The following is a 21,112-nucleotide window of genomic DNA, read 5'->3' as shown; positions in this document are numbered from 1 at the left end:
TGTCAATTCGTTATACTCTATTCTGATCATAAAGAAGTTTGATGGCAATCGACTTCTCATGTCGAGACGGTTGTGTTTACAATGAAAGCTAATTCACTCATGGAGACTTACACATGTCAAAAATGGACATAGGTATTAAAAAAGCAGATCGTGAGAAAATCGCTGAAGGGCTGAAGCACCTCTTAGCGGATACCTACACTCTTTACTTGCAAACGCATAATTTTCACTGGAATGTCACAGGCCCTCAGTTCCGCGAACTTCATTTGATGTTTGAAGAGCACTATAACGAACTTGCACTCGCTGTCGATGACATTGCCGAAAGAATTCGCACCCTAGATGTTGCCGCACCCGGCACCTACAAGGAATTCGTCCGCTTAAGCAACATTAAAGAAGTGGACGGTGTTCCTGAAGCAAAAGACATGGTGGACTTATTAACACAAGGACATGAAACAGTGGTCAGAACCTGTCGCGAGGTTCTTAAACTTGCGCAAGATGCAGATGATGAATCCACTGCATCTTTAGCCTCAGATCGCATGCGGGTTCATGAAAAAACGGCGTGGATGCTACGTGTTTTGAATAAATAAATATCACACATATTTGTTCGCTTGCCCTGCTTGATAACGGCAGGGCAAGCGCAATGCTAGGACATTAATCCAAACGATTCGCAAGCAGGGTATATAAACCGACCTCATGGTCAGACAACCCTCTGGCAACCACTTTGTAGCGCCCTGGTGCCAGCTCTAGTTCTAGATGAGCGTTAGTGCCTTCTCCGCCATCATCATCCTCCGCAAAGAAACCTTCACCTTCTAGCTCAAGATACGCATCAAACTCATCAGACATCAGCGAGACTTCGTAAAGGCCAAACTCCTGAACGTCTAGTTCATATACATTTTGACCACGCATCAGCATACCTTGTATTGCCTCTCCTATGACCAACTCACCGCTGTTTTGCAATTCTATCCCTTCAGGTAAAGGCGCTTCTGATACACTGACTGAAAAAAGCCCGGCTCCCTCACCGTAACTTTGAAGCGTTAAGGTGTATTCACCCTCTTCAAGATAGGTCACTAATTGAGAGTCCGTTCCATCAGGGCCATCATCATTCTCTAGAGTAATCCCCATTCCTTCGAGTTTAATGAAGGTGTCAAAATCCTGAGAAGCCATGTTGAGGCGATACAAGCCTGCTTTTTCAACTTGGAAACGCACAAGCTGAGGCTCTTGATCCAGCCAGCCATTTTCAGCTAAAGGAAGACTATTCAGCTTACTCGTATCCAATGTTAAGGCGACCTTTAATACGCCAGAAGATAGGGTGAAAGGCCCAAAGCTATTGATATCACGACCGTGCACAACGACCTGCAGAACGGATTCACCCTGAACAATGCTTCTCAGCTTAGAAAAGCGCTCAGCATCGTTTGAAGTGGCCAATAAACTGTTACCTGAAAACAAGGACAAGGTGCCATTTAATGCACCACGCTGGGTAATTTCCAGTAAGTTACCATCCTCCAAGTCAGATGAAGACACCTTGAGTTCAAATACTTGATAACGTGTACCGTCTTTAAGATTTACAGGGCTTTGCGATGTGATTTCACCACTCGCTCGCTCCCCTATTTGAAAGGTTGCCGACTGCGCGGGTAAGGATTCATTTGCTGAAGGAACTTCAACAACAGTGGGCGTCTGATTGTCTTTACAGCCTACTAATACAGCGGTGACGGCTAAGGTGGCCAAGGCCAAACTATGTTTTTTCATGATAATCCGTTCATCTAAAAATTCAATCTTACCTCATTTTCCAGCTGATTAAAGCGTCTACAACCAAGAAAAATAATAAACGAAATAAGCGCTTGCAGAATTCAAATATTTCTATTAGGTTGAAATCAAACACTCCACATAAGGACACCTGCTCATGAGCGCAACCAAAGCCTCCAAGCTCTATATCCTTGACACCAACGTGTTACTACACGACCCAAAATGTCTTTACGAATTTAAAGAACAAGACGTCACGATTCCCATGACCGTGCTCGAAGAGCTCGACGATATCAAAGACCGTAAAAAGAATGTTGCCCAAGAAGCCCGCTATGCTATCCGCAGCATTGACTCAATTTTAAGTAAGGCCACCAATTCCGAACAAATCACCAAAGGCGTCAGAATCATCTTACCGGGCAAGGACCGCGATATAAAATTAGGATGCTTAAGTATTTTTCCAGACCACGAACTTACAGTTCGTACTGGCTTTCTTCCAATCGAGCATAACAAAGACAATAAGATCATCAACTGCGCTCTGCATTTGCAATCCACCTTTCCACACAGACAAGTCGTGCTTGTCACCAAAGATATCAATATGCGCTTAAAAGCGCTGGGGGCTGGACTCAAGAAGGTTGAAGACTATCGAACAGACCAACTGGTATCCGATGTTGAACTCTTGCCAGAAGGCCATCATTATCTAGACACGCCTTTTTGGGAGGGCGTGGATAAGGTTGAAAGCTATCAACGTGATGGCAAAGCCTACCATCGAGTTGCTCGCACATTATTACCCAACACCTTTTTAAATGAATACATCTATGATTCAACTCAAGATTTTGCGGCGCGTACTGTCGCAATAGATCAAGAAAGCGTCACTCTACTCGACTTAGGGTATCAGCACTTGATGAACCAAAGCGCTTGGGGCATTCATCCAATCAATATTCAACAAGCCTTTGCCATGCAGTCTCTGCTAGATCCTGACTTAGACTTTACCATCTTTTTGGGCTCAGCAGGCTCGGGTAAAACGCTGATTGCACTGGCCTGTGCACTCGAAATGGTCATAGAGCAAGGACGCTATAATAAAATCATTGTGACGCGATCAACTCCCCCTGTTGCCGAAGATATCGGCTTCCTACCGGGTACGGAAGAAGAGAAAATGACGCCTTGGATGAGCGCAATTAGTGACAATTTAGAGGCGATGCATGAACAGGATGAACGTCCGCAAAGTAGCGTTAAATACGCGCTTGAAAAGGCCAATATCCAATTTAAATCGCTCAACTTTATTCGAGGCCGCAGCATACAAAATGCAGTGGTTCTAATCGATGAGTCGCAAAACCTAACCCCACAACAGCTGAAAACTATCATCACACGTTGCGGCAAAGGAACCAAAATGGTCTGTTTGGGCAACCTTGCACAAATCGACTCTAATTACTTAACCCCTTTGACTTCAGGTTTAACCTACATTGCCGAGCGCTTCAAAGACTTTGAAGGCTCAGCTAGCGTTCACTTCCAAGGAGTCTTCAGATCACGCTTAGCCGAGTTTGCTGAAGAGAACCTATAACCCCTCAACTCTCACTGCAGGTTGACTGACGTTCAACCTGCAGTCGCTTGCGTCATTCGCTGGTCGAGTCTTCCGCCAATCGTTTACGGAGCGTATCACTTTCAACCTTCAGTTTTTGCACTTCAACACGATAGTTGAAGATTTCCTCATAGCGTTGATCCAATTTTGCTTCCAAGGCTTCAATTTGTTTTTTTTGACGACTGACCTGTGCCTCTAAATCATCGATCTGACTCTGCATTTGGTCCAAAAACAAATAGCCGCCACCATCACTCTTGGTTTCATCTACTCGTGACTGTCCCTGCAACTCACTCACAATATGGCTATACAAGGCTTTTAAGTCAGCCGCTTCACGCTCGTTATACTGAATGCGTTCTTCAATTGCGGTATGCGCACTGGCGGCACCAATTGAACCAGCCAGTATGTGCTCCAGCATTCGGTGAAATTCCATCAACTCTATAATGGTAATATGCGATTTCGTTTCGACTTGTAAATCTTCAGTAATCCGCGAAATAGCCTCATCAGCCTTTTCCTTGCTCAAATAGCGCACAAGTAAATCATAGGCTTCGAGCAATTTAGGTTCCAAGGCTATGTACGCATCTAATCCCGTAGGCCTTGCCTTACCCGAAAGCTGACCTTTTGATAGCATGGCGGCCAAAAACTCACGTGTCAGTGACCTCTCATGCTTTTGTGGATGATAAAACCACGATCCAGCAATATAACAAAGAATATTAAAGAACATGGACCAAAAAACGCTGTGAATGAGGGGTGGAAGGAAATCAACTCCCAAGAAAGCCTCGGGCCGCAACCAAGTAATTCCAAAGGGACCTTCTTCTAGAAGGCTAAGCGGTAACCAGCCCTCATTAATCATTGACGGTATAATCAGTGTCCATCCCCATAGAATGTAACCGACAAATAGTCCGCAGAAGGCGCCAACACTATTGCCTTTGCGCCAAAACATTCCCAAAAATACGGCAGGCAACAATTGCAGAATACCGGCAAACGAAATGAGTCCCATGGCCGCTAAAAAGTATGAATTACTCAACACCATCGCCAAGGTATAACTGGATAGCAAAACAAGCGCGGCTGTAAACCAACGGACTTGCAGTAAATAGCCTTGTAGAGGCTCCAACCATTTAATTTTCTCACACAAGGGTAGAACCAAGTGATTCGAGGTCATGGTGGCCAACGTCATGGTACTAATGATAATCATACCGGTTGCCGCTGCGAAGCCTCCCATAAAGCCACAAGGGCCATTAGATCATTCCCTAAAAATTGAGGGATCAAAATCATAAAAAAATCAGCAGAGCCAGCAGGTAACCCCATCACTGTTCCAGCCAACGCAATTGGAACCACAAAGAGATTAATGAGAATCAAGTAGGTTGGGAACATCCACATAGCCGTTTTAACATGCGACTGATGACTGCTTTCAACCACTGATACATGAAATTGACGTGGCAAAAGTTGAATCGCGGCAAAACCAAGCACTATTAAGGTAAGCCAAGTCAATCCGGGGGCATCTTGATGTTGAAAACTGAAAATCAAACGTTTATCTTGATTATCAAACGTCTCTAAAAAGCCACTGACGCCCCCAAAAACGGAGACCAGAATAAACGCTCCTACGAGCAAAAAGCTGATCAACTTTACCACACACTCAGCAACCAACATGCCAATCATGCCACTGTGCCGCTCCGTTGGGTCAAGATGGCGAATACCAAAAATGATGGTAAATGCGAGCATTACCAACGTAATCGTCAGACCCGTCATATCCCAGTTAGCGTTCGCTGGCGCACCTGTAATCATATTAAAACTATTAACAACGGCGGTGAGTTGCAAAGCAATGTAGGGGGAAATACTGGTAAGGACAATGACGGTAACCAGTCCTGCGATTCGTTGCGACCTGCGGTACCGGGTCGATATAAAATCCGCAATACTCGTAATGCGGAACACCTCTTTTGCCGCCACCATACGTTTTAGGGTAATCGGCCAAAATACAACACTCAGCAGTGCGCCTATATAGATTGCAAAAAACAACAAACCCGATTGCACGGCAAAACCAACACTGCCGTAAAACGTCCAAGATGTAAAAAACACCGCCATTGACATGGCATATACCCAAGCAGGCATCGCGGAGTTACTGCGATGACGCGTGCGGCGATCTACCCAAACAGCCAAGCCAAACAGCAACGCCATATAGACAAGAACAACGAGAATAACGCTGTGTGCAGAAAACATCAGTTTGTCCTGATTCAATAAAAGGGCTTGAGCTATTATCGGAAGCTTTTACGTAAAAATCAAAGCTGTCCTAACTTGATTCTTGATCTTGAGCCTTTTCAGACACCTTTGCTTGGCCTTCTTGGCATGCACAGGATCTAGGTGGTACAGGGTCATACCCACCCGGTTTTAAAGGATGGCAACGCAAAAGCCGCCTCAGTCCCAACCATCCGCCCTTTAAGGGCCCATGAATTTTTATAGCCTCAATCATGTAAGCAGAGCACGTCGGATAATAGCGACAGCTTGGCGGCAACAAAGGGCTAATGAAATACTGATAAAACTTAACAAGCCCTATCAAAAACATAGATAAGACTTTCTTGATTGCCTGCATACATGGCCCCGAATAGCCCAACATAAAGAGTTATAGTATAACTTTTAAAGAGAAATTTCCTCTACGGGGTAGCCATAGACCTCTTAATCCGTACAATAGTTTGATTCTTAATTGTGTCAATTGGTTTTTATATGAAAAAGCAGTTTTTATTGTCTGTCATTTTAAGCCTGAGTTTTGCTGTACCGGCTTATGCTCAACAACGTGCCCACATCGCCGATGATGTTTATGTGTTTACGCATGGCGGTCCAGGTAATCAATATCGTATCAATGGACGGATGACGAGTGGTGAAGGGGTTACAATACTCAATCGCAACAATAACTATGTCGAGGTTCGTAACCAAGCGGGACGCTCCGGTTGGGTTCCTGAAGAGTTTGTTGCTGCAGGTGAAAGCGTTCAAGCGCGCTTGCCGAAGTTAGAATCGGAGCTAACCGAGAGCCTAAACACAATCGAGCGCCAAGCCACGGAAATCGAGACGCTGAACAACCGTTTACAGCAACTCTCGGGTGGAAACCAAGACTATGCTCAACAAGTTGAACAGCTTGAAACACAGATTCGACGTCTAGATGCAGAAATTGCCAACATGGATCAAAGCAACTTGATTCGCTGGTTGACCCATGGAGGCTTAGTTGCCTTAGCTGGTATGATTTTAGGTCTGTTAGTACCCTACCTACCTAAACGTCGTAAGCGCCAAGATAACTGGTTTTAATTCGAGCCGTCGAGTTGACAATGGCTTATTAACGAAATATGTGCTTGACTGACGTCCTGCAACCACTTTTCGAACTGACCAGCAGGGATAGGCTGACAGAACAGATATCCCTGCGCTTGATCACAGCCCATTTCAAGCAGCAGCTTTAACTGCTCACAGGTTTCAACACCCTCAGCAATCACCTCAATATCAAGTGCATGCGCCATATCAATAATGGCTTGAACCAACTTACGATCCCGCACCGACTCAACAATATTTTTAATAAAACTCAGATCCACCTTTAACTGACTTAATGGCATGGTTCGAACATAGTTAAGACTTGAATAGCCTGTACCAAAATCATCAATGGCAACGTTAATCCCAATCAAGCTTAACTGTTTGATCGCAGACAAGGTTTTTTCGGCATTATGCATAAAGCTTGTTTCAGTCAGCTCTATACTTAAATGGTCAGGGGACAGTCTATACTGTTCCAACAATCCCACTACCTTCGCGGCCACTTCACCTCGCTGAAACTGTCGCGCCGAAACGTTCACGGCAATGCTTAAATTTAACTGCTGATCCTGCCATGCCTTAGACTGTTTAACAGACGATTCGAGCACCCATGAGCCGATACTATCGATCAAGCCAATGTCTTCTGCCAAGGGTATAAAGTCCGCAGGTGACACCTGCCCTAGCTCTGGATTAAACCAGCGAATGAGGGACTCAACCCCTTTAACATTTCCAGTTTTAAGGCACACCTTAGGTTGGTAATACAGAGTTAGTTCATTATTTTCTAGAGCATTTTGCAACAAGCCTGCCAGCTTAAGTCGCGACATGCACGATTGATTCAGAGTCAACGAATAGTAATGAACCGTATTTCGCCCTTGCTCTTTGGCTTGCAGCAAGGCTGAATCCGCTCGACTCATTAAGCTTTCCGCATCCGATGCATCATCAGGATAAACAACGACTCCCATACTGCACGTAATACGAATCTCTGTCGAATTAATAACCACAGGTGCCGAAATAATTTTTTGGAGTTTTTGTAAATAAACAGCTAACTCATCTGTATCCTGAATACTGGAAATAATCAGACTGAACTCATCGCCGCCCGGACGCGCAACAGTGTCTTCATCGGCCAATTGCTGATTAATTCTATTGGCTATCTCACGCAATACCTGATCGCCCTGCACCTGACCAAAGCGATCGTTAACCACCTTGAACCAATCCAAATCAAGATTGACCAGAGTGATTCGCGTCCCTGTCTCATTAGAATAATTAAGCGCATTATCCAAACGATCTCGTAGAAGCCGCCTGTTCGGTAAGAGTGTGACCTCATCAAAATAAACCATTTTATTGATGCGAGCTTCTGAGCGTTTGACTTCCGTCAAGTCATGAAAGATCGCCGCATACTGTATGATTTCGCCATTATCACTCTCTATCGCCGTAATGCTCAGCCACTCTGGGTAAACATCTCCGCTTTTATTACGATTCCAAATTTCACCCTGCCAATGACCAACCTCTTTTATCTCCCGCCACATATGCTCATAAAAACGCTTATCATGACGACCCGAGCTTAATACGCTCGGATTACAGCCAATCACCTCCCACTCATCATACCCTGTGATCTGAGTAAATGCAGGATTGACGCTCTGAATTTTCCCTTGGGCATCGCAAATTAAAATCCCCTCAAGAGAAGAGTTGATCACTTTTTCAATGATGCGCAGATAGTGACGCGTTTGATTCAACGAATGACTGCGATCATTAAGAAGCTCTCGCAAGCGATAAATGTAATCGACCTCTACGTTGCGCAAAATATCGGAATATGAGGCCAACCCCACAAGCTGCCCGTGCTCATCCGTAACACCTAAATGCCTAAAACCCAGATTTCTAAAATGACGGCGTGCATTATAAAGACTCAAAGAGCCAGGAACGGACTGCAAAGGATTCAAAGCAATTGAAGACAGGGGCTGACTTAAATCAAACGTCTCTTCTGATAAAAGAGAAATGACGTCAGTTTCCGTTAAAATTGCAAAGCCACCATTCAAGTCAATCAATGCTGCTGTATGACCTGCCGTTCTGATCCGTTCTATTGCCAATTTAATCGAACAATCACTCGGTATGCGCAGCGGATCTAAATTACAGACCTCATACAAAGACCTTAAAAATAAATCATGCTCAAGACCATGACTGTTAACAATATCACTTTCACTGACCACCCCAACCAACTGATGCTCAGCATCGACGACAGCAACATGACGAATACGGTGACTCATCATTAAAATACCCAACTCATCTACACTGGCATCAACATCAACAGTTGTAACAGGATGCGTCATGACTTTATCCACTGTCGACTCGACATCGTAACCCTCTGTCCCAAAACGCATCGCATCCCGTCGTGTTAACACTCCCACAGGTCTTCTATGCTCACAAACGAGGACACACCCTATTTTGTAGAGTGACATCAAGCGAATAGCATGATGGATCGTATCCCGTGGATGACACCAAATAGGACGCCGCTTGCAAATAGCAGCAACATTAATAGAGGCGGTACGGGTTAACATGGGGCTAGTCACGATGATTGGTGTTTTGTGTGTAGTTGAGTCATATATCAAGAATAGCACATAATTTTAAACAAAGTAGTAGATAATCGTATAGTAGGATAGGAGTCCGACTCCCGTACATTAGAGGAAAATCATAAATTTGCATTTTGATTTCAAACAAAACTCGATGATTACCCATTAAACATTTGGCACTTTTCGCGATCATTTCAACCCAGTTTGTTCTAATTCCGACATTTTTTTTAGTGAGTCCATCACCCAGATCCGGAAATAAGGCATAATGTCTGCAGAAAGTGAAACCTCATGACAGATGGATATCAGCATGCATTCCCCACTCGCCAGCCTCATTACACTTGTTGAAACCATTGCCAGGACTCAAGACCCTGAAGCCATGATGGACACGATCGTTGAGCGCTTATGCGACCTAATGCATGCAGAAGTTTGCAGTTTGTATCTATGCAATCCTGAACAAGACACGTTGATCTTAGCAGCGACTCGAGGCTTATCCCGGGAAGCCGTCGGCAAAGTCAGCTTAAATCTTAACGAAGGATTAGTCGGCCACATTGCCGCCAGCTTGAGTACGCTAAACATCGCTGACGCACCCTCAGATGATCGATTTGTTTATATTCCGGAAACACATGAACAATCCTATCATCGCTTCATGGGCGTGCCTTTAATTCACCTCCGAAAATTAGTCGGGGTTCTCGTTGTACAAGGAACACTCAACCAGCAATTCAATGACGATGAAGAAGCGTTTTTGATTACAGTGGCCTCACAATTGGCGGGGACTCTGCATCATTTACAACGCAGCGGCAGTTGGATGTCTCAACCCACGCTATCCAGCTATGAGCGTTACAAGGGCGTTAAAGGGTCTAGTGGTATTGGCACTGGACGTCTATGGGTGATTGACCCGCACATGACCCTTGATCAAGTTGAAGCAGGGATTAACAGTGATGCGATTGCAGAAACAGCCGACTTCCACCAAGCCATTGAGTGGGTCGCCGAAGAATTAGAAGCCGGATCCGGTCGCCTAGGCAATCATTTACCGGGCGATTTGCATGCGCTGTTTGGCGTTTACCAAATGATGCTCAACAGCCCAGAGCTAAAACAGGGTGTAGAAGAAAAAATCAAACAAGGCGATAGTGCTCCTTGGGCGCTGTGCCAAGTCATTCGAGAGATGGCGCATTTGTTCGAACAATCAAATGACCCCTACTTGAAAGCCCGCAGTGAAGATATTACCAATATTGGACAACGCATTCTGAATCAACTGCTGCAACATGATCGCCAAGTTACCGAAGCACCGGATGAAGCCCTAATATTGTGTGGAGAGCTCATCAGCATAACAGACTTGGCTGAATTTCCGCTCAAGCGTATTCATGGCATTGTATGTACAGCAGGCTCCTCTTTGTCGCACACCGCGATTGTGGCCAATGCACTTGGCATTCCGGCTGTGATGGCGGTTGAAGATCTAAAACCCGCTAAATTCCGTGGTAAACGAGTCATTGTCGACGGCAACCGAGGGGAATGCATTGTCACTCCACCGGATGCGCTGCTGAATGAATACAAACGAATGATTGCCGAAGAGCAGCGTTTTATCGCAGGACTCGACAAACTCAAATCCTTACCTGCAGAAACCCTTGACGGATTTCGGGTTGAACTTCTAACAAATACAGGTTTGTTAGCCGATGCAACCCCTGGCTTGGAACGAGGTGCCGAAGGCGTCGGACTTTATCGCTCCGAAATTCCGTTTATGATCCATGATAGCTTTCCAACCGAAGAGGAACAGCTGCGCATCTATCAAAAGGTATTGGCCGCCTACGCCCCAAAACCCGTCTCTATGCGTTCTTTAGACATAGGGGGTGATAAGCAACTGCCCTACTTCGAAATGTCAGAAGAGAATCCTTATCTTGGCTGGAGAGGGATACGCTTTACCCTAGATAATACCCAACTGCTCATCACTCAAATTCGTGCCATGCTTCGAGCAAATATCGCCAATGGCAATCTTAAGCTGTTAGTACCTATGGTCAGCCGTGTTGATGAAATGATGACATTCAGGCAGCATGTTGAGAAAGCCGTCGATGATTTAAATAAGCTAGGATACCCAGCCCAGCTACCCAGCATTGGCATGATGGTTGAGGTCCCCTCGGCAATGCTCTTGATTCCCAAACTAGCGCCTTATATTGATTTTGTATCAGTGGGTTCAAACGATCTAACACAGTACTTATTAGCCGTTGATCGAAACAATCCGCGTGTATCGGCTCTGTTTGACCATTTACATCCAGCTGTCATGCTGGCTCTAGAATATATCCAAAAGGAGTGTGAGAATCTCAATTTACCGCTCTCAGTGTGCGGCGAAATGGCATCAGACCCCGTTGCAGTTTTAGTTATGATAGCCCTTGGATATCAATCCATCAGCTAAGTGCCTTTAACATTCCAAGAATAAAGCTATTAATACGTTCAGTCAGTCGCGCAGAACTCCTGCCCATTCTAGAAAAAGCAAGAGGACTCTCACACGAATCGGATATCCGCGCACTGTTCAGTGGTATTGCGGAGCGCGCTTTAGCAAAAACACCCGACTAACACAGCTGCTACACGCATGTTCAGCACGGATACGATTGCTTCGAGCTAAAACAATTCAGAGAAAAAGAAAAAGGTCGCCTGAGCGACCCTAAGAAAAGTTGAAATGATGAAGAGACCCGATGCAATCCTGTTCGGAACACAAGTAAAGCGCTTTTCGTCTTAACGTTAGCTGAACAAACCTGAACAAACCTGAATAAAGTGAATTTAAACTGAATCAGCACAAACTGATGTTTGCAATATCGCTAATGTCAGGTATAAATACTATTATCGTTGTATCCGTTAAGTGAGAGAAGTATGGAACTGAGCGAACTGCTGTTGATGGTGATTGAGCCTTCCCGAATGCAGCGCAATATTATTGTCGGCCACCTTCGAAAAATGGGGATCGTCGCTATTGAAGAGTTCACTGAAGCAGCACCTGCGCTTGAGCGAATGCAAGGCATTACTCCTGATATCGTAATTTCTGCCATGCATTTACCCGATATGACAGGCTCTGAACTTGTCGGACAAATGCGCACCAAGCCTGAACTATGCGATGTCACTTTCTTTTTGATCTCATCAGAAACCCTTTATCGCTATTTAGAGCCGATACGTCAAGCAGGCGCAACGGTTATTTTACCGAAACCTTACGATCCAGAACGTCTGAATGAAGCCTTAAGCAGTGCTGTGAATTATGTGGCAGCACGTCAGAATGACTTTGAAGGCACCAACGAAGAGTTTGATGATTTATGGATCATGGTGGTTGATGACAGCTCCACCTCTCGCAAATATTTGCACCGCGTACTCACGTCTCTTGGCATTCACAATATTCGTGAGGCTAAAGATGGTGCTGAAGCCCTGCAAATCTTAAAAAGTCAGCGATTTGATCTCATCATCACAGACTACAACATGCCGAACATCGACGGGCTTGAGTTAGTGGAGCATATTCGCCACTATTCCGACCAACCCTCTATACCGATTGTTGTTGTCACTTCGGAACAAAACGACGAGCCACTCCATGCTCTAAAAACAGCAGGTGTATCCGCTATCTGCGAAAAACCTTTATCTTACGTTGCGCTTCGCAAACTTATTCGCCATCTGATCAACGAGATCGAGTAATCGATCCAATCAAATTGTAGGTTCCCTGTCGCTTTTAATCGATTATCAAAAGCCACAGGGTTCAGCCCACTATTCAGCCAATAGACATTTAGGATCAAAGCCCATAATCAATGCGCCCCAATGTTTTCCATCCACATATAAAGGGATAGAAAGATCATTTAAGACCTCACCCGTGTCTCGAATAAAGGTTTGCAGCAAAAAAGGATTTGTATGGGAGCAACGTCTCTTTTCAGCTCGATTGCCGACAAACATGCGTCGATGTCGACTTTGCAACAAATCAACACTAACATCCCCAGTCAAAGCCTGGCTCACTTTGGTATGATGTGCAGGGGCATAGCCATTTTTATCAACGGCGATTGCATAAATAAACTCAGGACGGGCACGAATAAAGCCATCAAACATAGGCTGCATGCATCGCTCATACGCATCAACATAGGAAGTATCATACTTCTCTGGGCTTTGACCTGGGTTGGTCCGGCGATAATGTGTATCGAAAACATTAGCGCCTTGAGCCTGTAATTTAATCAATTCATTCGAGACTTCTTGTGCCCATCCCATTCCCGTTCGGGTCATATCCTCAAAGCCACCCATACCGATTGCAAAGTGAGATAGCAACTCCTGAGTCTTTTCAGTTGCCAACTCAAGGTCGGCTGAATGGATCAAGGAATGCTCCATGCCTTTTTTCATCGACTGAGCAAGATCCGTAATTAATGCCACATTCTGATGTGATTCACGATTGGTGTAGGATAGCTCATCAATCGCACTCGATATGCCCGTTAATTGCGCATTAATCTCTTCAAAATCAGCAACCAGCTTGTGAAATTGGACGCTTGTTGTATCGATGAAGACTTCTGTATTCTGAACATACTCCAAAATAGTGCCCGCACTGCTGCGCGTACTATCAACCAACTGGCTCATTTCTGAAATGTTACTATCAATTTGCCCTGTGGCTTCACTCACCTTCTGCGATAGGTTGCGCACCTCATCAGCCACCACAGAGAACCCACGTCCGGCATCACCAGCACGAGCGGCTTCAATGGAGGCGTTTAAGGCCAGTAAATTGGTTTGGTCAGAAAAATCCTGCACCATTGATAATATTCGCGTTATGTCGGCAGAGTTTAAACTGAGCTTATGCACGGTTTCCTGAAACCGCGTAGCCAAATCCCGAATCATCCTGATTTGATCAAGAACCTTACCTAGCTCAGCATTTGATGCACGAATTTCGGCCATGTTGCTACTGGTCTGATCACTAATCACAACGGCACTTTTGGATATTTCATCAATCGCCTGAGAGGATTGTGAACTAGACTGAAAAACCTGCTGCGCATTTTGCTCTTGCGTAAATGCAGACTTGCTTGACTCTAAGATCACTTTTTGCACATGCGTTGCGCTCAACGCGACATTCACTGAATGACGACGTGTTTGAGCAATCATATGACGTAAACGATCCGTAAACTCATTATAACTGTGTGCCATTTCCGAAATTTCATCATAGGTATACGCAGGCAAAGTGGCCGAAATATCACCATCTTTGTCTTTTATCGCTTTTAAAACACGCGTCATTTCACGAATAGGCTTCAAAAACAGATGGCGCATGAAGAAAATCGTAAAGACTCCCGCACAGATCGCAAAAAAAGCCGTTGCTCCCGCTGTTACAACAAGATCATTCAACCCCTCTAGCAAACTTCCCTTTTGAGCCTCGCTTAAGCCCGAAGCCTGAATTTTTGCAGACAACCCTGAGGCTAAATACCCACCAACCAACAGCAGAAAAAGGTGTGGTAACAATAAAAAAACGACATTACCTGTTATTTTTTTGGATAGAGAATTAAAAAAAGTTCTTTCAATCGTTTTATATAAACTCATGCACCCTATCTCTTTTTATTAGAATAAATTAATAAAGTCTGTGTTAAATCAACACTTCGTGTTTAAAGCAAATTAGAGAGAACAATCTCATGGTACTTCTTCAGTAAACATTAGACCATCTATAACTTTATTGCATATTCTTTTGAATTTCTCTGCTACTTTAGATCAGAACAATTCAAAAACCTACGCTTTAAACGCTCTTTACCATTGTAACCATGAAGACTTATCTCGTAATTCTGCACTCAACTCACGATGGTTAGGGCAAAAACGAGCAACCCAAGACCAGAATCTAACACTGTGGTTCATTTCCTGTAAATGACATAGCTCATGAATCATGACATAACGCTGAACATCGGGTCGTGCGTGTATGAGACGCCAGTTTAATGTAATGATCTTATCGGATGAACATTGCCCCCAACGGCGGCGATAACTCTTCACCTCGAGCTTTTTGGGTTTTAAGCCCGTCTGCGCGGACAACTGCATTAAGGCAAGCTGGAACTGATGGGCAGCTTTTTGTTTAAGCTCAGCTTGTAACATCCGACGAACACGGGCTTGAGGATTATGATAGAGATGATGCGGCAAAAAAACTTCGATCTCTTTCGGATGCCAAATAAGACTGCTGCTCTCTGAAAAGCGCCAATAGAGTTCATAGGGGTCACCGTTGATTGGAATGCTGGCTCCCTGACTCATTTCAATACGGTGAGCATCTATCGAAGATTGCTGCTTTGTCAGATGAGCGAGGACCCAAGCTTCCCTTTCCTTTAACCAAGGCTGCAAATGGGCAATTGAAACCTGCATAGGTGTTCGTACAAGAACCCGCCCTTGTGCAATTTCGATGGCTGAGGTTCGACGCCGTGGACTTGGACGATGCTCAAATTCAAACGCTAAGGTGTTTTGCACGTCGGTAGCATTCCTTTATGGCTTTATTAAAGGCCTGATAGTGAACGGGTGATGTATCCTCAGCATAGCGAATTAAGTCGTCAACATCAGCCAGGTTCTGCAAACTAACGGCCAATTCTGGATAGGCAGGTAAAAGTCGTAACGCAAATTGACGTATGGTTTCTTCCGGATTCCGCTCCACCCCCTTACGACTCAAATAACGCAGTAATCGCTGTAAAGAACGCAGATATGGATCATCCGAACGTATTGGACGCGAACGAAGAAGTATCCAACTTAGCACACTCATGACAAAGACAAAGGGCACAAGCAACGCCAAGGCTATTTTTTGATAGTTCAACTCACCCAACCACTGGCTGAGAAAATTCGACTGTTGCTGGTGATAATTCAAGACCCAGCGTTGCCAACTAAAGTTAAGCGCGTCATATTGTAACTGTAATTGCCGCAACCAACGACCACTCACCCAGGTATTTAAGGGGCGATCGGCTAGAAAACCTGCTTGACCCGAGAACACCTCATCCGCACTTTGCAAAATCCGCTCGGGTGCCACCGCTTCTGTTGGATCAAGTCTGACCCAGCCCTGCCCCTCTAACCATACCTCAATCCAAGCATGGGCATCATACTGCCTAACAATTAAATAATTTTGCAAGGGATTCCATTCTCCTCCGTGATAACCTGTCACGACACGAGCCGGAATACCAACATGACGCAGTAAAAAAGCGGTTGCTCCGGCAAAATGCTCGCAAAAGCCCTGCCGTGTCGTTAATAAGAAATCATCAATCGCTTGCGCACCCACAGCTTCAGGCTCAAGGGTATAGATAAAGTCACGATTAAACTCCATCAGCACTCGCTGGATAAACGCTTCGGGTTGGTAGTCAACATCTTGCCACCACTGATCAGCTAAGGCTTGAGTTCTCGGATTCGAATCTTGGGAAGGCTTAAATAACGCGCACGGTCCGCATCGGACAACTCAGGCTGTAAATGATAGGCGCGTGCCGACATCAATCGATACTGTCTGCGTTGATGAATATCAGACGCTGCCACGAGGGTTCGTGCACGTGTCATACGCACATCATCACTGGTGACAGGCACGTCTAAAGCAAACATCCAAGGACGACCACTTGGCTCCTGTATCACGGTGTAGTGCACAAATTGCGCTCTTTGTAGCAGGACTTCAGGTGACCGCTCATAGGATGCAGATTGACGCCAAGCTCGCCCATCAAAGTCCCCCAACACTAATGCCCGCCAATAGCGCTGGGAAGAAGGTGGCGGCATCCCTTGATCGAAAATAACTCGAAATGCAAGCTCACCAGAACGTGTCAGACGACTCACATCGCCTGGGGACATCGTATCGGTCAGCCCTGTTTTTGCGACGGGTGTATCCGTTTGCACAGACCAAAGCGGCCCTATTCGAGGAAATACAACAAATAACACCAACATAAGAGGCAACGCAGGAATCAGCATAAAACTGGCAACCTTAAGTGGCTTTAACAATGTAACATCAGCCCCCATCCACACACTGTTAAGTGCCGCAATTAAAAACGCCGTACTCAGCAACAAATATGGCGCCATATACAAACTTTGTTCTAAAAGAAAACCGCTACCTGTCAGAAACAAGCCCACGTAAATCAAAACCAACGCATCACGCCGGCGATACACCTCAAACAACTTAAGCGCCATTCCGGCAATTAAAAGGGCAACCATTGCCTCTAAGCTTGCCGACACACCAAAACTAAATCCTAGCCCGGCAGCGGCAATGAGGACTAGACCTAAACGAACCGACCAATGAGGGAATCCTATGCGCCCAGTGTGGATTAACCAACGCGCGCTCAAACCAAACGCACTCAGCAACATCAACCAGATCGGAATCCAAGAAAGATGTGGTAGCAAAAGCCAACTAAAGGCTAGCATTTGCCACACAACGGCACTACGGCTTAATTTTTCAGGCAGTATTTTTTGCATTACTGGACTCCTTGCCGAATAAAGCCAGTGTGGTCAAAACAGCACGCAAATGCTCAGGTCCCATTGCCGGTGCCAAGGTTTGTCCGGGCAAACGTAGCCCAAATGCACGTTGTTGAGACGTTAAATATCGAGCGTGGTAACACAAGCTTGATAGCTTAGCCTCAACACCCGGCTCTATACACGCCTGCCAATCAAGCCAGAGTTCTGCATCTTGTTCAGCCACATACCGCTTAACATGCAACCCCTGCCCACGTGCAAAGACTTTCCATGCAATATGCTGCTGTGACATCCCAGCTTGATAATCAGTCAATCCCTGAAAATCATCACTGCCATCTTGATTCGATGTGCGACCACGCCCTTGATACCCTTGCTCCATCCCAGTGGATATGGAGTAATTTACCGGCTGCGGATAAACCAAACACTTCCCATTTAAAGCATGAAATGTCCAGACTTTGAACAAACCCAAAGGTACTCGAGACTCAATTTTCAAAAGCCCCGGTGTCAACCAACCTCGCTCAAGCGCATGAAATGGAACCGCTATTTTATCTCGACAACGCGCATGTATATCGAAGGTAATAGACGGTTGATTTGGCAAAGACGCCGTCAGTTGGTAGTGGTCTCGTCCACGCTGACTGCTTACCCAAAGATTAAATAACGCCATATCTTGGGCATAACAGGCCTCAGCAGCCGCAAACTCAGTTTTAACCCCTGCAAGATTACTGTGCGTCATGTGCATCGCTACAATAAAAACTCCGGTTAACAAAAAGGTTAACGCATAGGCTAAGTTATTCTCAAAATTTACCGACAACAACAATAACAAGAGCAAGACAAAGCAATAGCCCATGCCGGCTCGCGTCGGCAAGATATAGAGTTTATTGGGACGAAAGAACATCGACCTGCCTCAAGAGTTGCTCGACCAAAAATTCGGCAGACTGCCCTGAGACATCATCAGATCGACGAACCCTGTGACCAATCACGGCAGGTAAGACGGCCTGAATATCTTCAGGCACAACATGATGACGCTTATGCAACCAAGCCCAGCTTTTAGCACATCTAAGCACGGCCAACGCCCCCCTTGGCGATACACCCTGCGAGAAGTCATCGCTGTCTCTCGTAAACTGCACCAAACGCTGGAGATAATGAATCAGATCAACAGAAACATGCACCCCTTGGCTATCAGACCGGGCTTGCAATAACTCGTCTGGCGTTAGCACACTCATGATATTCCCGCCCTGACGCTCCCCTCCTCTCATCAACAACTGCCGCTCTGAAGCCGGGTCAGGATATCCCAGCGCAATCCGCATCAAAAACCTGTCCAATTGAGATTCAGGCAAAGGGAAGGTTCCAAATTGTGTCAAAGGATTCTGAGTGGCGATCACAAAAAAAGGCTCAGGCAAGGCGTGCGTCGTGCCCTCCAAGGTTACCTGCCCCTCCTCCATTGCCTCTAACAACGCACTTTGCGTTTTAGGGGTTGTACGATTAATTTCATCCGCCAACAGCAATTGACAAAATATGGGGCCAGGATGGAATACAAACCGACCTGTCGAAGATTCAAAAATTGAGATACCCAACAGATCAGCAGGAAGCATATCACTGGTAAATTGAACTCGCGTATCTTGCAAACCAAAAACACGCGCCAATGCATGAGCCAAAGTCGTTTTGCCCATCCCTGGCAAATCCTCAATCAGCAAATGACCTCCCGCCAAAAGACACGTCACCGCTAAACGAATCTGATGCGACTTTCCTAACAACACCTCATCTAAACACGAAACACAGGTTAATACTTTATCCGTTAGCATCGCTGCCATTGTCTTCTCCTTTATGTATAGCCGTTAACACTTCCAATAGGTTTTATAAGTGCTATTAGGCATGTTCATCCATTATTTTTTCTGCTAACGAAGAGCCACTGCGCCAAGCACCCTCAAGCCCCCCTCTTACCAACCAGTCACCACATGCGCCAATGCCTGACTCCGCATCCCACAAAGAAAGATGCTCATCATTTACACACGCCTCACTGTAGAGCCATCTGTGCACTCGCACCGCAGTGGGTTGTAAAGTTTGACTTAACCATTCTTGGAAGCCAGCAAGCAACACCTGCCCCACCGTTTCAGGAGATAGATTAACATAGTCAGAGCTCCATGCATCATTTGCTTGCAGTACCCAAACCTCGCCATCTCGCTGGGGTTTACTACTGTCACGAATGATGCGTGCGAATATCTTATGCTCCCCCTCAACAACATCAATATTAGCCAGTTTTTCTGGCCGTTTATCCAGTGAGACCAGCAACACCCAACAGGGTTTTTGCACAACAGCTTCAGCTTTTTGACGATAACGCTGCACGGCATCCAACAAGGGCGCCGCCTGTGGTGCAGGGGTAGCAATCACCACCTTATCAAAATGACCCAGTGCCACCGCACGTTCGTCGCGCAGCAAAACACCGTCACGATCCGGCCATGCCACAGCCACTCGAACAGATGGGTGAAAGTTAATGTTTTGAAGCAGATGTCGTGTGATCATACTTGAGCGCGGTACTGGCACCCATACCTGACGATCCACAAACACTTTATTCAAGGAAAAATCAGATGCATTGGGTCGCCACAGGCTTAGATGCGGTCCCTGCATCATCAACCACTGACGAAAATCATGGCTCACAGGCTCAATCCAAGGCGCCCCGAGATCAACACTTAACTCCCCTAACCTGACCGACGCGAGCCGCCCACCCGTCCCTCGGCTCTTCTCAAAAACGGTTACATCATATCCCTTGCCCATCAACAAGGATGCGCATCTAAGACCTGCAACCCCTGCACCCACAACCGCAACTGTGTGTTTTTTATTTATATGCCCATCCATTCTTGATGTCCTCTAACCTCTAAGCTATAGCCACGAATACATTTGAGAGGTAAAAAATAACGTAAAAACATATTCATAGTTACGTAACGCCGAATAAATCAGATTAAAAGCTTCCGCCTAGATTATCAACCACTTCAGCGATAAGGTTGCACTGAGATTAAAGGATGGTTAGCATAATACTCCAATTAAATCGGAGAGATCCTATGCAGATAGCAAATAATACCGTTGTATCCATTCACTACACTCTAACGAATACGGATGGAAATGTGATGGATAGTTCAGTGGGACAAGAACCTCTGGCCTATCTGCATGGTGCCAGCAATATTATCCCAGGGCTTGAAAATGCGCTGTTGGGTAAATCAGTGGGCGACTCACTTGAAGTCACAGTTGATCCAACCTTAGGGTACGGCGATATTCGTGAAGAAATGATCCAGGACGTTGATCGCAGCAACTTTGCAGGCATCGATGAAATTGAAGTTGGCATGCAGTTTATGGCCCAAACGCCTTGGGGCGAACAGCTGTAACAGTCATCGCAATTGAAGATGACACCATTACCCTTGATGGTAATCACCCATTAGCTGGGCAAACGCTCATTTTTAATGTCGAAGTTGTCACAATCCGTGAAGCCACGGCTGAGGAATTGGCTGCTGGAAGCGTTCAGTAAGCGCTTAACCTTCATGCATGATACAATTTAAGAGGGTTTCGTCGTGACCCTCTTAAA

At 45.6% G+C, this 21,112-nt stretch carries 17 protein-coding genes and 1 pseudogene; 6 read left to right on the top strand and 12 right to left on the bottom strand.

Features of this window, described 5'->3' with window-relative positions; translation table 11 throughout:
- Positions 1–113 precede the first annotated feature (113 nt).
- The gene (locus D791_RS14720) at positions 114–584 is read left to right on the top strand and encodes a Dps family protein (protein ID WP_036513168.1); all 471 of its coding nucleotides are present in this window, start codon (positions 114–116) and stop codon (positions 582–584) included.
- Between the two features lie 64 nt (positions 585–648).
- Here the strand turns inward: D791_RS14720 and D791_RS14715 are convergent, their stop codons facing one another.
- The gene (locus D791_RS14715) at positions 649–1,743 is read right to left on the bottom strand and encodes a hypothetical protein (protein WP_036513166.1); all 1,095 of its coding nucleotides are present in this window, start codon (positions 1,741–1,743) and stop codon (positions 649–651) included.
- A gap of 154 nt (positions 1,744–1,897) precedes the next feature.
- On the opposite strand from D791_RS14715, the gene D791_RS14710 reads away from it, so the two are divergent.
- Positions 1,898–3,295, top strand: a complete 1,398-nt coding sequence (locus D791_RS14710) for a PhoH family protein (protein WP_036513163.1) — start codon at positions 1,898–1,900, stop codon at positions 3,293–3,295.
- A 52-nt stretch (positions 3,296–3,347) separates the two neighbouring features.
- Here D791_RS14710 and D791_RS21115 read toward each other — a convergent pair whose 3' ends face one another.
- The 3 genes from D791_RS21115 to yidD form a co-directional block, all read right to left on the bottom strand.
- The gene (locus tag D791_RS21115) at positions 3,348–4,505 is read right to left on the bottom strand and encodes a hypothetical protein (RefSeq protein WP_237748666.1); all 1,158 of its coding nucleotides are present in this window, start codon (positions 4,503–4,505) and stop codon (positions 3,348–3,350) included.
- Entirely contained in the window at positions 4,502–5,527 is a 1,026-nt protein-coding gene (locus tag D791_RS21110; RefSeq protein ID WP_237748665.1) for an SLC5/6 family protein, read from the bottom strand. The genes D791_RS21115 and D791_RS21110 overlap by 4 nt, the downstream gene beginning before the upstream one ends.
- A gap of 70 nt (positions 5,528–5,597) precedes the next feature.
- The gene (yidD, locus tag D791_RS14700) at positions 5,598–5,897 is read right to left on the bottom strand and encodes a membrane protein insertion efficiency factor YidD (RefSeq protein ID WP_081763893.1); all 300 of its coding nucleotides are present in this window, start codon (positions 5,895–5,897) and stop codon (positions 5,598–5,600) included.
- A gap of 131 nt (positions 5,898–6,028) precedes the next feature.
- Between yidD and D791_RS14695 the strand changes: the two genes are divergently transcribed.
- On the top strand, positions 6,029–6,604 hold the full coding sequence (locus tag D791_RS14695) for a TIGR04211 family SH3 domain-containing protein (RefSeq protein ID WP_036513161.1): 576 nt from the start codon (positions 6,029–6,031) through the stop codon (positions 6,602–6,604).
- Here the strand turns inward: D791_RS14695 and D791_RS14690 are convergent.
- Positions 6,601–9,147, bottom strand: a complete 2,547-nt coding sequence (locus tag D791_RS14690) for an EAL domain-containing protein (RefSeq protein WP_081763891.1) — start codon at positions 9,145–9,147, stop codon at positions 6,601–6,603. The genes D791_RS14695 and D791_RS14690 overlap by 4 nt on opposite strands.
- Positions 9,148–9,466: 319 nt before the next feature.
- On the opposite strand from D791_RS14690, the gene ptsP reads away from it, so the two are divergent.
- Positions 9,467–11,563, top strand: coding sequence for a phosphoenolpyruvate--protein phosphotransferase (gene ptsP, locus D791_RS14685; protein WP_157682397.1), 2,097 nt, complete (start codon positions 9,467–9,469; stop codon positions 11,561–11,563).
- 455 nt (positions 11,564–12,018) lie between these two features.
- Positions 12,019–12,819 carry a response regulator gene (locus tag D791_RS14680; RefSeq protein ID WP_036513159.1) on the top strand — a complete coding sequence of 267 codons (801 nt, stop codon included), beginning with the start codon at positions 12,019–12,021 and terminating at the stop codon, positions 12,817–12,819.
- A 69-nt stretch (positions 12,820–12,888) separates the two neighbouring features.
- Here D791_RS14680 and D791_RS14675 read toward each other — a convergent pair whose 3' ends face one another.
- From D791_RS14675 to D791_RS14650, 7 genes are all read right to left on the bottom strand, one after another.
- The gene (locus tag D791_RS14675; RefSeq protein ID WP_036513157.1) at positions 12,889–14,682 is read right to left on the bottom strand and encodes a methyl-accepting chemotaxis protein; all 1,794 of its coding nucleotides are present in this window, start codon (positions 14,680–14,682) and stop codon (positions 12,889–12,891) included.
- 201 nt (positions 14,683–14,883) lie between these two features.
- Entirely contained in the window at positions 14,884–15,582 is a 699-nt protein-coding gene (locus tag D791_RS19215; RefSeq protein ID WP_051514579.1) for a M48 family metallopeptidase, read from the bottom strand.
- Positions 15,560–16,435, bottom strand: a complete 876-nt coding sequence (locus tag D791_RS22215; protein ID WP_272944853.1) for a transglutaminase-like domain-containing protein — start codon at positions 16,433–16,435, stop codon at positions 15,560–15,562. Before D791_RS22215 ends, D791_RS19215 begins: the two co-directional genes overlap by 23 nt.
- 44 nt (positions 16,436–16,479) lie before the next feature.
- Positions 16,480–17,541 (bottom strand): TgpA N-terminal domain-containing protein, encoded by a 1,062-nt coding sequence (locus D791_RS19205; RefSeq protein ID WP_051514577.1) that lies wholly within the window; start codon positions 17,539–17,541, stop codon positions 16,480–16,482.
- Positions 17,522–18,433: a DUF58 domain-containing protein gene (locus D791_RS14660; protein WP_051514576.1), complete on the bottom strand. Its 912-nt coding sequence runs from the start codon at positions 18,431–18,433 to the stop codon at positions 17,522–17,524. The genes D791_RS19205 and D791_RS14660 overlap by 20 nt, the downstream gene beginning before the upstream one ends.
- A complete protein-coding gene (locus tag D791_RS14655; protein WP_237748664.1) occupies positions 18,414–19,349 on the bottom strand; it encodes an AAA family ATPase in 936 nt (311 codons plus the stop codon). The genes D791_RS14660 and D791_RS14655 overlap by 20 nt, the downstream gene beginning before the upstream one ends.
- A gap of 55 nt (positions 19,350–19,404) precedes the next feature.
- Complete coding sequence (locus D791_RS14650) at positions 19,405–20,391, bottom strand: NAD(P)/FAD-dependent oxidoreductase (RefSeq protein ID WP_036513155.1); 987 nt, start codon at positions 20,389–20,391, stop codon at positions 19,405–19,407.
- A gap of 203 nt (positions 20,392–20,594) precedes the next feature.
- Between D791_RS14650 and D791_RS14645 the strand changes: the two are divergent.
- Positions 20,595–21,055, top strand: a pseudogene (locus D791_RS14645) (FKBP-type peptidyl-prolyl cis-trans isomerase).
- Positions 21,056–21,112 lie beyond the last annotated feature (57 nt).

This window comes from Nitrincola nitratireducens (assembly GCF_000585235.1).
Classification (GTDB): Bacteria; Pseudomonadota; Gammaproteobacteria; order Pseudomonadales; family Balneatricaceae; genus Nitrincola; species Nitrincola alkalisediminis.
This window is presented reverse-complemented; position numbering and strand designations above follow the sequence as displayed.